The organism is Algoriphagus antarcticus, assembly GCF_002150685.1.
Lineage (GTDB): Bacteria > Bacteroidota > Bacteroidia > Cytophagales > Cyclobacteriaceae > Algoriphagus > Algoriphagus antarcticus.
Genome location: NZ_MSSW01000001.1, coordinates 16,007 through 32,545, shown reverse-complemented (window position 1 = coordinate 32,545; position 16,539 = coordinate 16,007). Strand labels below are relative to the sequence as shown.

Genomic DNA, 16,539 nt, shown 5'->3' with positions numbered 1-16,539 from the left:
AGTCAAGACAAGAATGAATGACATAGCCTTAATTCATTCCTGATAATATCACCTAACAAAAAAACGGACTGACCATATATTGTTTTTAGATATTTTATATATGTATTATTTAAATGTATAATATTTAATATTTCAAAGCATAAATATTCAATATTTTATATTTTTTTTATTAAAAAACTGTCCTACATTCACGTAACACGTCGTGCATTAAATCAATATATATTCAATTTGCAACTGAATCTATTCCAACCAAAATATAAATTATTATGTCAAGAAAGTTTTATGATCAATCAGTAAAAGATGAAGCTATACGAAGGTTTTTAAATGGTGAAAGTTCCGGTAAGATAGCTAAGGACATGGGGATCAACAGCCCGGATCAAATTAGAAAATGGGTTCAAGCTTGGCGAAAAAAACGTAATCTTTCAGCTAAGGATTATAGGAAACCTGACATTGCAGATGCTGTGGACGAAATCCAAAGGTTACTAAATCGTATTCAAAAGTTTGAGGAAGAAAGAGACCTTGGGCTGAAAATTCTTAGTCTTTTATTAACAGGAGAAATCAAAGGCTGGGAAGAATTATTAATAAGAATTCGGCCAGAGGAGGAAGGCACCAAGAAATCCAAAATTGGTCAGGATTTGCATGATATTCAAAGATTACAGAACATAATTCAGAAAATTGGAGCAGAACGTGATCTTACTCTCAAATACATTGTCCTTATCGTTAAGGAGGAAATCAAAGAATGGGATGAGTTGTTATCAAGGTTAAGGCCACCTGAAGAAGGGATATAGGCTCTAAGCCAATTGCTTTTGATGATGCGCAGGATAGGAAAATATCTTGCGCATTATTTTTTTAGTCTTGGAAATCAATTCTCTCAAAAAAAAATTATGGAAATATTTTTTGACCCCACCCATGATATAGTATACCCCCCTATGCTTTGGTAAGGAAATTCCTTATACATACACATAACCAAAGTATTATGAATACAGAATTAGAAATACTTTTCACAGAAGTAAGCACAATGGCCCCTTGGCTCAAAGGAAATTTTGAAGCAAAGTCTAAACACCAAAAATTAATAAATTTCATGGCTGCAAACCCAATAATATGTCATGTTAAAGATCCTGGATCCGCTATTTATCGGTGTTTAGCAGGTCTGAATACAGGAAATAAATCTCTTCAGATATTATTAGAGGAGATGAAGAAGGTCTTTACTTATAATTGCATGAGAGAAGATGATCCTTGCTATTTTCTAACAGATACTTCGCAAGTAGGGCTTACTATCCCAAAAACGATTACTCAGTTTTATTGGGATAAATCTAACCCTTCCAATATCTTACAATTTCAAGAAGCAATCTCCCTGCAAACTGGGGACTTGGTTGACTTCAGGTCTTTCCCCGATTACTTTCCTGTTGGTAACTTCTATGTCAAAGATAAGGTGACTCAGTTTGACAAGGGCGGTGTAATCTTAGGATATCGAATAGCGTTGTGGGATTACGTGGCTATTGAAATTTAGGATAACAATCAAACGCCCCTTGCTAATGGTAAGGGGCGTAAAAAAATTTGTTACAGGAAAAAGTATTAATTTTTACTTGTCAACCTTTCCACTATTTTTAACTTACTTTTTCTTACACAGACTTTTAATTTAACAATGCAGGCATTTGAAGTTCATAAAAAGATAGTAGAAGATTACAAGGATTATCTGAAAAGTTTCAACATCATTAAGGATCAGAGGATCAATGAAGTAGTTGAGAATGCTTTTAAGGAACATGAGTATATTCCAGAACCTCTCATCCAATTTAATCCTTCCTTTAAGAAAGCTGCTGCATTAGATGATTTAGTAAAAGAAGGCCTTCTTCATCCAAACATGAACCGGGTTTTTAAAGGTTATCACTTATTTACTCATCAAGAAGAAGCCATTCGACTTGGGGGAAGCAAACAATCATTTATCGTGACTTCAGGTACTGGCTCTGGTAAGTCTCTAACCTTTCTCGGTACTATTTTCGACTTCCTGTTTAAGAATCCAGGGAAGCCTGGAATTAAAGCAATTTTGGTCTACCCTATGAATGCGCTTATCAACTCTCAGGAGGAGGAGATACAAAAATTTGCTGACAATTATGGTGAAGATTTTCCTATAACCTTTAAAAAGTACACAGGTCAAGAATCAGAAGAAAAACGAAAGGAAGTTGAAGGTAACTTTCCTGATATCCTCCTAACTAACTACATGATGCTTGAATTACTGCTCACCAGGGGTAAAGAAACATCAATCAGAAAATCAATTTCTGAAAATCTTCAATATGTTATTTTTGATGAGCTTCATACTTATAGAGGCAGGCAAGGTGCTGATGTTTCGATGCTTATCAGAAGACTAAAATCAATTTGCTCAAATAAAATTTTATCTATTGGGACTTCAGCTACAATGGCATCAGGAGAGGATAGTCTCGACGAAAAGCAAGTTGTTGCAGATGTTGCATCTGAGATTTTTGGAGAACCTTTTCTAAAAAACCAAATCATTGGAGAGACTCTGGAGACTGTCACACGAAGTACTGATAAACCTCCATCTGCTATTGAGCTTCAGGAAGTCATGGCAATGGAAGTTGATCTGGAAGGCTCCGAAGAGCAGTTCAGAGTTCATCCTTTAGCCATATGGCTTGAAAATGAAATTGCTTTGACGACCGGACTGGATGGAAAAATAAAAAGAGCCAAACCGCTTGGGTTAAGCAAGATTGTGGAAAGGTTAAACCTCGCCTCAAGGCTTAATGATCTAACCAGATGCAAGATCTTTCTGACGAGATTTTTTGAATGGTCAGAGAAGCTAAATATTAAAAATATATCAAATCGTCAATCATTCCTACCTTTCAAGATTCATCAATTTATTTCTCAGACGGGGAACGTTTACGTCACATTAGGCAATAGAGAATCGCGAAAAATCACTCTTGAAGATGGAAGGTATTTGAAAGAAGGGGGCACTGAGAAATTCATTTTCCCGATATTATTCAGCAGATATACCGGACATGATTTCTTGTGCGTGAAAAAGAATTTTTCCGAAAGTAAGTTTGAGCCACGTGAGCCTGACGACCTGCCTCCAAAAATCACAAAAGATGAGCTTAAGGGGAATAGGGATGAAAAAAGAGCTAAGAAAAAACTGGAGGACAACAACTTTGATGCAGGTTATTTAATTCTCTCTTACTCCGGGGAAGAAATTTGGAATGATGAAATGATTGAGTCTCTTCCTGAAACTTGGTGGAAGGAGAAGAAGGGGCAAATCCAGATTGATAACTTTTATGAGTATCGAATTCCTCGCAAAGTTTATTTCAACGAAGCAGGGAGTTTTTCAGAAGAACCTATCGATGGCTTCAATCTAACTGGGTGGTTTATTGCAGCCCCATTGTATTTAGATCCAACATGCGGAGTGATATATGATCCACGAACGCGGGAAAATACCAAGCTAATGAAAGTAGGTAATGTAGGTAGAAGCACAGCAACTACGATTTCTACATTTAGCATTCTGAAAGCCCAGTTTGAACAAAAGATACCTAAAGCCGATCAAAAGTTGTTGAGTTTTACAGACAATAGGCAAGATGCATCTCTTCAAACTGGTCATTTCAATGATTTTTTGATGATTGGAAGGTTGAGATCATCTATTTATAGAGCACTGAAATTGGCTGAGAATCAAAGCTTGACTATTGATACGATTTCTGATTCAGTGTTCAAAACCCTTGGCTTGAGAGAAGAAGATTATGCCAAGAATCCAAGTGATCCAGAATGGCCTGATGAGGATAATGAAAAAGCATTAAAAGATTATTTAAAAGTTAGAATCCTTTTTGACTTGAGAAGGGGCTGGCGATATAATACGCCAAACCTCGAGCAATGTGCCTTGTTAGATGTTGATTATTATAAGTTAGAAGAATTCACTCAAAAAGAGTCCTTCTTTGTAGGTAATGAATTGTTAGAAACAATAGAGCCACATGAAAGGCAACAGATTCTTCTTCATGTCCTGAATTACTTCAGAACAGCTTTTGCTTTTGATTATTATCTCTTTGATGAAGGAAATAGAGAAGCTCTCCAAGAAAGGTTAAGGCAACGTCTTGATCCAAATAAGGAATGGTCTTTGGATGCAGATGAACGATTAGATAGACCTCCATTTTTAATCTATGAGCGAGCTGGAAAAGTTAAGAAAGGATTATTTTTTGAAAGTATAGGGGCTACTTCAAACTTAGGTAAATACATCAAGCGGCTTTTCGTAAAGTATGACTTGGGTTCTATAAAGGGAAAGGAATTGACAGACTTTATTGATTCACTTTGTAACCTGCTTAAAAAGGGAAATTACCTTTCTGAGAAGCCTATTTCAGGAGAAAAGGGAATTGTAAGAGGATTTCAGCTCAGAGTCGAAAAGGTGATTTGGAAGCTGGGTGATTTGGAGAATGTATTACCAGATGAGGTACGTATCAATACAACAGGCGACAGCATTAGAATTCAGCCTAATCATTATTTCAAGAAATTCTATCAACAGGATTTTACCAGATTTGATAAGTTTTTTAAAGCATCAGAACACACAGGACAAGTAGGCGCTCAAGATCGAATTGCACGCGAAAAAGCTTTCCGAAGTGGTGATATCTCAGCCCTTTATTGCTCCCCAACTATGGAGCTTGGGATTGATATAGCCAACCTAAGCATTGTGCATATGAGAAATGTGCCTCCAAATCCAGCAAATTATGCTCAGCGAAGTGGTCGAGCAGGCAGAAGTGGACAAACTGCTTTGGTGTTTACCTATTGCTCAAATACTTCACCTCATGACCGCCATTATTTTAGGAATTCAATTGATATGGTGGCGGGTTCGGTTAAGGCACCGAGGATAGACTTGATTAATGAGGAATTGATTGCTTCCCATTTGAATGCTTACATATTCATGAATTTAGGGCTAACAAATATTAATAACTCAGTAAAGGATTTTGTGGATATTGATCAGAAGAAAAACCTACCTGTTTTTCAGAAGACTCTTGATTTTATCGAAGATCAAACGCTCCATTATAAGTCTTCATGGACTAATGGATTTAAGAAAGTGATTACTGACAAATATGCTGCATTAGAGAACTCCAGTTGGTTTACAGATGATTGGTTGGAATTGAGCTGCAGTGAGTTCGCAAGTAATCTTGATAAGAGTTTTGACCGATGGAGGACTTTATTCAAAAATGCGGCAAAACTTATAGAACAGTCCAGCAGAGTCATTGAGGACCCTACATTTAGTAAGGATAGTTCCGAGGCGAGAGAAGCAAAGCGGATGCAAGCAATCGGCCAGCGACAAAGGGATTTACTTTTAAATGTCTCAAAAAGGGACGGAACGAATGAATCTGAGTTTTATATCTACAGATATTTGGCTGCAGAAGGGTTTCTGCCAGGTTATAACTTTACAAGACTTCCTGTCCGGGCGTTTATAGGAAAGCGAAGCCAAGATGAAGGAGTATTTATATCGAGGCCTCGATTCATTGCGCTAAGAGAATTTGGTCCAGGAAATTTAATCTATCATAACGGAGGCAAATTCAGAGTTACACGAATGCAACTTTCTGATTCTGATGCTAAAACTGACTTTTTAAAAATTTCTACCAAAACAGGCTATGCTTGGTTAGGTGAAGATGGCAAGACGGTTAATAATGATCCGATTACACAAGAACCTTTAAAGGGGCAATCAAATGCTATGGTATATAAGAATATCATGGAGCTTGTAGAATCTGACACCTGGCCACAAGAGAGGATTTCTTCAGAGGAAGAGGAACGGATGTCTTCAGGCTATGAAATAGAGCAGTTTTTCAACTTCCCAAAGGGAATTGATAGCACAAAAAAGACAGTGCTTAATGCTTCAGGACATGATCTGATGAATTTAATTTATTGCCCAGCGGCAAAGCTGATCCAGGTAAATAAAAGATGGAGATCATCGAAGTCACCTGAAGGCGATGAAGAAATAGGCTTTACCATTGGGAAAGTTTCAGGCAAGTGGCTGAAAAAAGCAGAGTTGAATAATCCTGATCGCGAAAATGATCCTGCTATGACAGTTCACTTGTATACGACTGATACGGCAGACAGTCTGTATATGCAGCCCATAAAAGCTTTGGACTTGGATGAAGATGGGGTAATATCTCTTACTTATGCTTTGAAAAGAGCAATAGAGCAAGTATTCCAAATTGAAGAATCAGAAGTTGGAGTATGGTTCTTAGGTCCTGAGGATTCCAGAAATATTTTAATCTATGAATCAGCGGAAGGAAGTTTAGGGATACTATCTCAAATGGTACAGAATCCAGCTAAGTTGAGAGAAGTATTTAGAGAGGCTTATTCCTTGATGTACTTTGATCCGAAAACGAAGGAAGATTTGGCTCCGAATAAGCCAAAGGCAAGCTACGATGACTTGCTTTCCTATTACAATCAGCGATACCATGAGAAATTGGATCGTTTTAAAATCAAATCAGCTCTGGAGCTTTTGATGATTTGTGAAGTCGATACCACTGGAGCAGGTAATAGTGGGCACAGTGATAGAGATGCCCATTTCCAAGAGTTGATGGAGCGATACGATTCTAATTCCGATATGGAGAGACGCTTGATTGATCACTTGTATAAGAATGATTATTTATTGCCTGATAAAGCTCAAATTAATCTAAGTAAGCCACTTGGAGTATATATAAGTGCCGATTTTGTATTCTTAAATCGGGATCAAAATATAAGAGCAATTATATTTTGTGATGGCTCAGTTCATGATCGAAAAGAAGTTCGAGAGGATGATAGTCACAAGAGAATAATTTTAAGAGAAAAAGGGATCGATGTAATAGAATGGTACTATACAGAGTCTGTCTCGGATTTGATTGATAGAAGAAAAGATATTTTTAGAAAAGTATGATCACAAAAGAAAAACCATCCCCCGGTAAGCTGATTTCTCTTCGTGGAAGGGAATGGGTTGTATTGCCAACTGACGATCAGGATATTTTAAAAGTCAAGCCACTGGGAGGCTCAGATGATGAAGCTACCGGAATATTTTTGCCATTAATGGTTCCAGAGGACCAATGGAAAGAAGCTTCTTTCCCAAGGCCTGAAAGTGAAGATTTGGGAGATTTTGAGACAGCCAAACTTCTGTTTGAAGCTTCTCGCCTATCTTTTCGAAATGCCAGTGGCCCTTTTCGGGCCATGGGTAAACTTTCCTTCCGACCAAGATCCTATCAAATCGTCCCTTTGGTGATGGCTCTCAAGCAAGAAGTAGTTCGGCTTTTGATTGCTGATGATGTAGGGATTGGTAAGACAATCGAAGCGCTGATTATCCTGAGAGAACAAATAGAGCGAGGTGAAGTCAAACGATTTGCTGTGATATGCCAGCCTCATTTGTGTGAGCAGTGGCATAAGGAACTAAAAGACAAATTGGATATAGACGCTGAAATAATTCGAAGTAGCACAGTTTCTTCTTTGGAGCGAAAACTTACAGGCTCAGAAAGTATTTTCAAGGTATTCCCCTATCAAGTCATATCGATTGATTATATCAAAAGCGACCGCAGAAAGCCCATTTTTTTGACGGATTGCCCAGAGTTTGTGATCGTCGATGAAGCGCATACAGCTACCAAACCTGCAGGTGCAAGCTCCCCTTCACAACAACAGCGATATCACTTACTTCATGATCTTGCGAAAGATCAGAAAAGACAGATTCTGTTACTTACTGCCACTCCTCATAGTGGAAAAGATGAAGAATTTCAATCCCTCTTGGGTTTACTAAAACCAGAATTTGAAAAAATCAATCTGTCGGATTTCGATCAAAAAAAGCGGGAAGAACTTTCCAAGTATTTTATCCAACGGAAAAGAGAACAGATTAGGAAGTGGCTATCAGAGGAGACGCCTTTTCCTGAGCGAGACACTAAAGAAATTGGCTATAAACTATCTCCAGACTACATCCACTTCTTTCGAGAAGCTCAGGCTTTTGCAAGAGGACTGACTAAAGGAGCTGAGCAGCATAAGGGATTAAAGGGTAAGTACTGGGCCGCTCTTGCATTACTAAGAGGGATAATGTCTTCACCCGCAGCTGGATTGGAAATGCTAAAAGGAAAGATTCAGCGAAGTGAAGGGGATGCTCCAGAAATAATCTATGAAGAAAATCCCGTTATAGAAAGAATTGAAGAAGATACCGATTCTACCCAAATGGAGCTATTGGATCAAGCAGGGTTGGAAATATCTGAAATCGAGATTTTGAAAAGCCTTGCTGCAGATTTAGAAGAATTGGCAAACCTTAAGCAAGATAAAAAAGCAGCAAATGCTTTGAACATTGTAAAGGATTGGATTAAGGAAGGGTATCATCCGATCATATTCTGTAAATACATAGCAACAGCCAAGTACTTGGAGGAAATATTCAAGGCTAATCTGCCAAAATCCATAGAAGTGCAAGCGATTACTTCCGAGCTTCCAGATGAGCAACGAAGAGAGCGAATTGAGGAGATGGAGAAATCCGACAAACGAGTGTTGATTGCTACAGATTGTTTGAGCGAAGGAATCAATTTACAAAAAGGCTTTAATGCGGTGCTTCACTATGATTTGCCCTGGAATCCCAATCGTTTGGAACAGCGGGAAGGAAGGGTGGATCGTTATGGACAAAATAGTCCTGAGGTAAAAACATGGTTGCTTTGGGGGGAAGATAATCCAATCGATGCTATTGTATTAAAAGTATTGATTAGGAAAGTGAGGGATATACAGAAATCCACAGGCGTATCCATCAGTCTCGGTGAGGATAATCGATCCATCATGGATGCAGTCCTGAACGAAGTGCTTCTGGATCCGCAAAAGGCCTTAGAAAAATCTCAAATCAGTCTTGATTTTGGCTCTGATTATCAAGAATCCATCATTACCAGAGAGCTGGAAGCAGCGAAGCTTAAAGCCCAAAACCTACGAAGCATTTTTGCCCACATGTCAGTCCCTCAAGAAGAGATCGAAGATGATCTGAGAAAAGTAGATGAGGCGATTGGAGATATCCAATCTGTGGAGACTTTGGTGCTCAACGGAATAGTCCATCTGAAAGGAAGCCATCAAAAAGAAGCAAACGGTTATCGAATTCTTCTTCAAAACCTTCCTCCCCACCTTAGGGAAGCTTTGGGGACTAAGTCAGATTACCGAGTAAGCTTCCATTCCCCTACCCCTGAGGGCTATAGGTACATTGGAAGGAATCATAAGTTTACGGAGCAATTGTGTCAATATTTACTTTCCCTGGCTTTCGAGCAAAAAGCTGATTTCGACCAAGTGGCACGTGCTGCAGTGATTCAAACTTCTTCTGTCACTACCCAAACTACCATCATTCAGTTTCGAGTTAGAAATGTGATTAAAGAGGTCCAAAGTAAAGTCGAAAACATCTCAGAAGAGATGTACCTCTGGGGCTTTGAAGGACTCTCAAAGGGAGGAGATATTTTGGACTATGCATCGTGTAAGAAATTACTCTTCGAAGCTGAGAGTGCTCAAAACTTATCCAAAGAAAGACAAATAGACACCTTCAATCATCAGATGTCGCTATTTCAAGGAAGACTGGATGAGTTTGTGGCGATTGCTGAAGAAAGATCAGTTCAGTTGGTGGAAGCGCACGGTAGATTTAAGAAGCTGGTTGGAGGAAAACGCTATGAAGCAGTTCATCCTATTTTACCGCCGGATATTTTGGGAGTATATGTATTCCTGCCGACACCCGTACAATTTGCAATTGATTGATATGGCGCTACCAATTAATATTACTGATTTGATTTTAGGACGAGCAGTGGAGTCCGAACGTGTGGAGTATAAGCGTGGCTGGAATCCTGGGCCAATCTATCGATCTATATGTGCCTTTGCGAATGACTTCAATGACATTGGGGGTGGATATATTATTGTGGGAATAGATGAGGAGAATGGCAGACCAGTACTTCCTCCAATTGGCCTGAAAGAGGATGAAATTGATGGGATTCTGAAAGAAATGGTTGGGATGAATAATCTGATCAATCCAGCTTATCATCCAAAAATCAGTATCGAAGAAATTGAAGGAGCAAAAGTGCTGGTAATATGGGTCTATGCCGGAGATAATAGGCCTTACGAAGTACCGGACGAGATTAAAGCCAAAGACAAGAAGTATACTTACTACATCCGCTATGGATCAAGTAGTTTGAAGGCCAATAAGAGCCAAAGAGAAGAGTTGATCACATTAAGTGGAAAGATTCCCTTTGATGATCGACCAAACTCGCAGGTAAGCTATGAGAAGGTCTCAATGATATTGTTGAGAGAGTATTTGAAAAAAGTAGACAGTAAACTTTTGGAATCTGTATATACACTTAAGGCTGAGCAGATTCTTTCACAGATGCAATTGCTATATGGGCCACCGGAAATGCTTCATCCTCGGAATGTCGCATTGATGATGTTTACCGAGAATCCGGAAATCTACTTTCCCTATTCCCATGTAGAAATTGTTCATTTCCCAAAGGGCGAATCAGATCCGGAGTTTTTTGAGGCGCCTCCAATTAATGGTCCTGTGGATCAAATGATCAAACAAACGCTGGATTATCTGAAGATCAATGTACTGAAGCAAAAGACAACAAAGATCAAGGGGCAAGCAGAGTCAGATCGGGTTTGGAACTATCCCTACGAAGCCTTAGAAGAAGTAATCGCTAATGCATTATACCATCGGGACTATCAGACGCGAGAACCAGTGGAAATCCGTGTCTACCCAGATCGCTTAATGGTGATCAACTATGGAGGACCAGATCGCAGCATCAAGCTTTCAGAGTTTAAAAGCGGTACTGTATTCCCAAGAAGATATCGTAACCGTAGGTTGGGAGACTTCTTGAAGGAATTAGATTTGACAGAAGGTAAAGCAACTGGGATTCCTGCAATCCGGAAAGCCATGGAGACTAATGGATCTCCTTCACCAGAGTATAATACGGATGAAGACCGGAGCTTTTTCCATGTCATACTTCCAGTTCATCCAGCCTTTTTGGAGTCAACTAAAGTTCGGAGGTCGAAAACTAAAGTTCGGAAGAAATCCACTTTCAGTTCGGAAGAAATCATAGAACAGTTTGGGGAAAATGCACTAAAAATTATTCTTCTCATTCAGGAAGATGAAAAAATCACTGCTGCGGAAATGGCTCAGTCAATTGGAATTTCGAGTAGAGGAGTAGAGAAAAGTATCGCTAATATGCGCAGAGAGGCTCTTTTGGATCGTGAAGGAGCTACAAAATCAGGAAAATGGATAATACTTATAACCATAGATGGATAAGGCATACGGAAGTTTGTCAGCGACGAAAAAGTAGGAAAGTGAGTTCGTAAGAAACCGATTTTGAGTTCGTAAGAAAAGAAACCCAGTTCGTAAAAAATCAAAATGAGTTCGGATGAAATTTAACTAAGCGAATAAAAAAATGACTAAAAAGCTATATGTGATTGGAAATGGTTTTGATCTATTTCATGGCCTAAAAACAGGATACTGGAACTTCAAGGAATATCTTGAAGTAAATGATAATGAATTACTTCAAAATATTGAAAAATACCTTCAGTCACACGAGCTATGGTCAAATTTTGAAGCTGTACTCGAATATCTTGAAGCTGATGATGTAGTAGATTACTGTTTAAATTATCTACAAGATTACGTAGCAGAAGATTGGAGTGACTCTGGTCATCATGATTACCAATATGAAGTAAATAAGATAATTGGAAGTTTAACTTCAGATTTGAAGCAAAGGTTTCAAGAATGGATTAGAACCATTTCACCAAAAGGAGATGAAAACGGGGAAAGAGCCATGATAAAAAAGGAGTCACTTTTTTTTAATTTTAATTATACCAACACTTTGGAAAGTCTCTATTTAGTTAAAAGGGAAGATATTTTTTACATCCATGGCAACATCAACGAGGTTGGTTCTGATATTATTTTAGGACACGGGCGAGACCCATCTACTTTAGAGCAATTAGATGGAGAGGGAGATGCGGAGTCTGACATTAGGCTCATTGAAGCAAATAGAACCATCAATAGGTATTTCATAGAGAATTACAAAAACACTATACAGATTATTACTGAAAACGAAAAATACTTTAGGTGTCTTGCTAACATTGAGGAGGTCGTTGTACTGGGACACTCTATGTCAATAGTTGATATGGAGTATTTTAGAGAGATCGTTAAGAATATTGATTTAGACAAAGTGAAATGGATTGTGAGTTTTCACTTCGAATCAGAAATTGAAGCGAAACAAGGGTTCTTAAAAAATATTGGAGTAAAATCGGACAATGTGTCTTTTCTGCGAATGAATGAAATTGACACCGAGCAATTGCCTCTTTTTTAAAGGCAGATAACTGTAAATAATTCCGAAATACTAATGTACAAATGAACTTCCCAAGCATAAACATACAGGGTAATATCGTATCAGGAGAGATTCTGGACAAACTGGTATCCGAGGATATCAAGTACCAAACTTCGGTGGATTTTGGTCTGATTAAGGGAACAAAAGTCCGGGATGAAGTCGGATTGGCTTGGGCTTCTGCCAGAGGATATTGGCAGGCTTTCAAATTTCGTAAGGAACGTATTCCTGAAAATGAAAGCGGCACTTCCGAAACACGAAACTTCTGGATGCTTCCCTTTCTGTCCACCTTGGGTTATGAACTGGATAAGTCCAATGCTGCAAACATCGATGGGAAAACTTATGCCATCAGCCACAGATCCAGTAACCTTGAAGGCTTTCCTGTCCATATCATGGGAATTCATGACAGCTTGGATAAGCGTCGTGAAACCTCAGGCCCTCGACTTTCTCCTCATGGATTGTTGCAGGAATACCTGAATAAGACAGATGATTACCTATATGCCTTAGTCACGAATGGCAAGCAGTTAAGATTATTGAGGGATGCAACTCGATTGGTAAGACTGACCTATCTGGAGTTTGACCTGGAGAAAATGATGGAGGAAGAACTCTTCGCAGACTTCGCGATACTCTATCGAATTCTTCATGCCAGCCGAATGCCAAAGGAGAAGAATGCGGGAGAGGAATCATTTATAGAATACTATCATCAGGAGTCACTGGCTTCAGGAACACGAATTCGTGAAAAGCTATCAGAAGCAGTAGAAAGCTCTATCAAGCGTCTTGGAAATGGCTTTCTCAAACATCCGGAAAATACAGAGCTACGGGAGATGGTACAGAATGGAGAACTCTCCGGAAAGCAATACTATCTTTTCCTGCTTCGACTGATTTACCGCTTTTTATTCTTGTTGGTTACGGAGGATCGTGGCTTGGTATATCCAGAAAAACAAGATGAAGCACTCTCTAAGCTTCGAAAAATCTATTATGACTATTACAGCATGGGTCGGGTAAGAAACCTGGCATTGCGAAGGATATTTATTGAAGGTGCTAAACATGATCTGTGGGAGAATCTCAAAATTACCTTTCAGCTTTTTGAGTCTGGCAAGTATGGTGAAAAGCTTGGGATCAAGCCGCTGGGCTCCGGGATTTTTCATTCTGGAGCTTTGGGAATAATAAGCCATAGCAAACTGAAGAATGAAGACTTGCTCTATGTGATCTACCGACTCTGCTATTTCGAAGATGAGCAACGTAAGCAATTGGTAAAAGTAAACTATGGGGATCTGGATGTGGAAGAATTCGGATCAGTCTATCAAGGGCTGCTGGAATTCGAACCAGTATTTACAGAATTGGATACCTCACCAAACTTTGGCTTTGTGCAGGGAACGGATCGATCTTCTTCAGGATCTCACTATACGCCAGAAGAACTGGTACGTCCGCTGATCAAGCATTCTTTGGAGTATATCATTCAGGATTGTCTGGAAAAACCGGAAGAAAGACTGAAAGTCCCTTCCAATCAGGCTCCCAAAAAAGTACTCCAAGAAAGGGCACTGCTTGCCATCAAAGTAGCGGATATATCCTGCGGTAGTGGACATATTCTACTTTCAGCAGCACGCAGGATAGGCACCGAACTGGCCAAGGCCAGAACTGGTGAAGACCAGCCCACTCCTACTGCCATGAGACAGGCTGTGCGGGATGTAATCCGAGAGTGCATCTACGGAGTAGATAAGAATCCGCTGGCGGTAGAGCTGTGTAAAGTAGCACTATGGCTGGAAGCACATAGTCCCGGAGAACCGCTAAACTTCCTGGATCATAAGATCAAATGCGGCGATGCCATCGTCGGGCTTGCTCATAAGGAGGAGCTGGAAAAAGGAATTGCAGAAGAAGCTTTCAAAGCACTTCCTGGAGATGATAAGGCCATTGCTACCCAATTCCGAAATAGAAATAGAGAAGAGCTAAAGCAAAAGGATCAAATCAGCTTGGAGTACAGCGATAATGTTAACGAATCAGTCAGCAAAGCCATCGAGCAATTTCAACTCTTTAAAAATCTTCCTGAACGTACTCCAGAGGAGATAGAAGCGAAGCAAAAGAAATTCGCAGAACTCAATACAGGGACTAACTATTCCAGACTGAAGAGTCTGGCAGATATGCAAGTAGCTCAGTTCTTTGTTCCCAAGACATCTGAAAACAAAGGCTATATCTGTACAGATGGGACTTACAGGAAATATCTAAGAGAAAAAACAGTTCCTACTGGTATGCCACCTGCTAAGGCGGCGGTATTGGCTCAAGAAAATGGCTTTTTCCACTACTTTCTGGAGTTCCCGGAGGTTTTTGCGACAAGCAAAAATCCTGAGGGTGCCGAAGGATTTCAGGAAGGTGGGTTTGATTGTATTTTAGGTAATCCACCGTTTTTAGGAGGTCAGAAGTTAAGTGGGAACTTTGGAGATAGCTTTCTGGAATTTATCAAATATCAGTATAGTCCGATTGGAGCAGTTGACTTAGTCACCTATTTCTTTCGCCGATCATTTGACATCATTAAATCAGGAGGTTTTCAATCCTTGATTTCTACCAATACTATTGCTCAAGGAAAAGCCAGGGAAGATGGATTGGACGTAATTGCAAAGCAAAATGGCACAATAAATTTTGCGGTAAAAAGTATGAAATGGCCCGGTGTTGCTGCTGTGGAAGTGGCTTTAGTTACTATTACTAAACAAGATTGGAAGGGGGATTTTATTTTGGGGGGTAAGAAAGTGAAAACAATTACTCCATATTTGGATGATTCTGAAAATAAAGGAAATCCATTTAAGCTAAATTCCAATCAAAACAAGAGCTTTCAAGGTAGTATAATACTTGGTAAGGGATTCGTTTTGGAACCAGAGGAAGCAACATCATTAATTGCTAAAGACCCTCGTAACATGCAAGTACTCTTCCCATACCTAAATGGAGAAGACCTAAATAACCGCCCTGATCAAAGTCCAAGCCGATGGGTTATTAATTTTTTTGACTGGACTGAAGAACAGGCTCGTAAGTTTCCAGATTGTTATAGAATAGTAGAACAATTTGTGAAACCAGAGAGAATCTCTATGAAAGGTGATAGGGGAGCTAAATATTGGTGGCAATTTTTAAGGATGCGCAAAGAGCTCTATCAAACAATTGCTCTAATGGACAGGGTTTTAGTTTTAACAAGAGTAACGAAAACGCATGCCCCTCATTTTTATAATCCTAATACAGTTTTTTCTGATGCTACAGTTATTCTCACATTCAAGGACTTTGTGCATTATTCAATTATTCAATCAGCTCTCCATGAATATTGGGCATGGAATTATTCATCTTCCATGAAAGGTGATAGAAGATATGCCGCTTCAGATTGCTTTGAAACTTTCCCTTTTCCAAAAATCACTAATCCCAGTATCTCTCAGAGGCTTGATAACATAGGATCTATATATTTTTTACTCAGGTCAAATATCATGGAAAAGATCCACTTGGGCTTAACTAAACTATATAATCTGTTTCATTTGGAATTTATGACTTCTGTCGATATTGAGGTAAGAAGTAAACAAGACCAACAAACTTGCATTGATGCACTTCAAGGAATCCACCGACTTAGAGAACTCCACAAAGAAATGGACCAAGCTGTTCTGGAAGCATATGGTTGGTCGGATATAGAACTTCTCCATAATTTTTATGAAGTGGATTACCTTCCTGAAAATGACCGTGTCCGGTACACAATACATCCTGATGCCCGAAAAGAAATCCTTAAGCGCTTACTGGAGTTGAATCATCAGTACTTTGAAGAAGAAGCCAAGCAAGGTCTTCAAAAGCAGAAGGATATTGAGGCATTCTACGAGCAAAAAGGGAATCTTGTGCCGGAGGAAGTATCGAAATGGTATGTGAAGGGGAAAGGGCCTAAAGAAACTAAGCCCAAGCCGCCTAAACTAAGTCCACAGCCAAGCTTGTTTGAAGCTACCACACCCCTGTTCTCCCAGCCTTCTACCCAGAAAATAGGTGTAGGTTCCAAGGTCACCATCCGCAGCACCGACGCCAAGGAAATGAAATACATCATCCAAGAATCCGGTGAGAAAGGAACCTTCACCCCAGACGGCTACAAGCTAATACTGTTAAAATCAGCTCTTTCAGAGGCTATGTTGGGAAAAATGGAGGATGATAAGTTTGAGTTTGGGGGAATGGGGTATAGGGTTATGAAGATAAACTAACTATTCTGTAATTGATTTATAAACAG

At 39.4% G+C, this 16,539-nt stretch carries 7 protein-coding genes; all 7 read left to right on the top strand.

Translation table 11 applies throughout. From position 1 onward, the window contains the following. Window positions 1-266 precede the first annotated feature (266 nt). The 7 genes from BVH04_RS00070 to BVH04_RS00040 all read left to right on the top strand — a co-directional run bounded on the left by BVH04_RS00070 (window position 267) and on the right by BVH04_RS00040 (window position 16,513). Complete coding sequence (locus tag BVH04_RS00070) at window positions 267-788, top strand: helix-turn-helix domain-containing protein (RefSeq protein ID WP_086539299.1); 522 nt, start codon at window positions 267-269, stop codon at window positions 786-788. Between the two features lie 188 nt (window positions 789-976). Next, window positions 977-1,510: a hypothetical protein gene (locus BVH04_RS00065; protein WP_116116429.1), complete on the top strand. Its 534-nt coding sequence runs from the start codon at window positions 977-979 to the stop codon at window positions 1,508-1,510. A 135-nt stretch (window positions 1,511-1,645) separates the two neighbouring features. Next, window positions 1,646-6,880, top strand: a complete 5,235-nt coding sequence (locus tag BVH04_RS00060) for a DEAD/DEAH box helicase (RefSeq protein WP_086539297.1) — start codon at window positions 1,646-1,648, stop codon at window positions 6,878-6,880. Further along, on the top strand, window positions 6,877-9,705 hold the full coding sequence (locus BVH04_RS00055; protein ID WP_086539296.1) for a helicase-related protein: 2,829 nt from the start codon (window positions 6,877-6,879) through the stop codon (window positions 9,703-9,705). Before BVH04_RS00060 ends, BVH04_RS00055 begins: the two co-directional genes overlap by 4 nt. 1 nt (window position 9,706) lies before the next feature. Beyond that, window positions 9,707-11,239, top strand: coding sequence for an RNA-binding domain-containing protein (locus tag BVH04_RS00050; protein WP_169714326.1), 1,533 nt, complete (start codon window positions 9,707-9,709; stop codon window positions 11,237-11,239). A 139-nt stretch (window positions 11,240-11,378) separates the two neighbouring features. Further along, window positions 11,379-12,293 carry a bacteriophage abortive infection AbiH family protein gene (locus tag BVH04_RS00045; RefSeq protein WP_086539294.1) on the top strand — a complete coding sequence of 305 codons (915 nt, stop codon included), beginning with the start codon at window positions 11,379-11,381 and terminating at the stop codon, window positions 12,291-12,293. A 41-nt stretch (window positions 12,294-12,334) separates the two neighbouring features. Then, window positions 12,335-16,513: an Eco57I restriction-modification methylase domain-containing protein gene (locus BVH04_RS00040; RefSeq protein ID WP_086539293.1), complete on the top strand. Its 4,179-nt coding sequence runs from the start codon at window positions 12,335-12,337 to the stop codon at window positions 16,511-16,513. The last annotated feature ends 26 nt before the right edge of the window (window positions 16,514-16,539 follow it).

Excerpts from the sequence above, each read along its gene's own strand:
- BVH04_RS00070 (WP_086539299.1), top strand. The coding sequence starts at position 267 with ATGTCAAGAAAGTTTTATGATCAATCAGTAAAAGATGAAGCTATACGA.
- BVH04_RS00065 (WP_116116429.1), top strand. The coding sequence starts at position 977 with ATGAATACAGAATTAGAAATACTTTTCACAGAAGTAAGCACAATGGCC.
- BVH04_RS00060 (WP_086539297.1), top strand. The coding sequence starts at position 1,646 with ATGCAGGCATTTGAAGTTCATAAAAAGATAGTAGAAGATTACAAGGAT.
- BVH04_RS00055 (WP_086539296.1), top strand. The coding sequence starts at position 6,877 with ATGATCACAAAAGAAAAACCATCCCCCGGTAAGCTGATTTCTCTTCGT.
- BVH04_RS00050 (WP_169714326.1), top strand. The coding sequence starts at position 9,707 with ATGGCGCTACCAATTAATATTACTGATTTGATTTTAGGACGAGCAGTG.
- BVH04_RS00045 (WP_086539294.1), top strand. The coding sequence starts at position 11,379 with ATGACTAAAAAGCTATATGTGATTGGAAATGGTTTTGATCTATTTCAT.
- BVH04_RS00040 (WP_086539293.1), top strand. The coding sequence starts at position 12,335 with ATGAACTTCCCAAGCATAAACATACAGGGTAATATCGTATCAGGAGAG.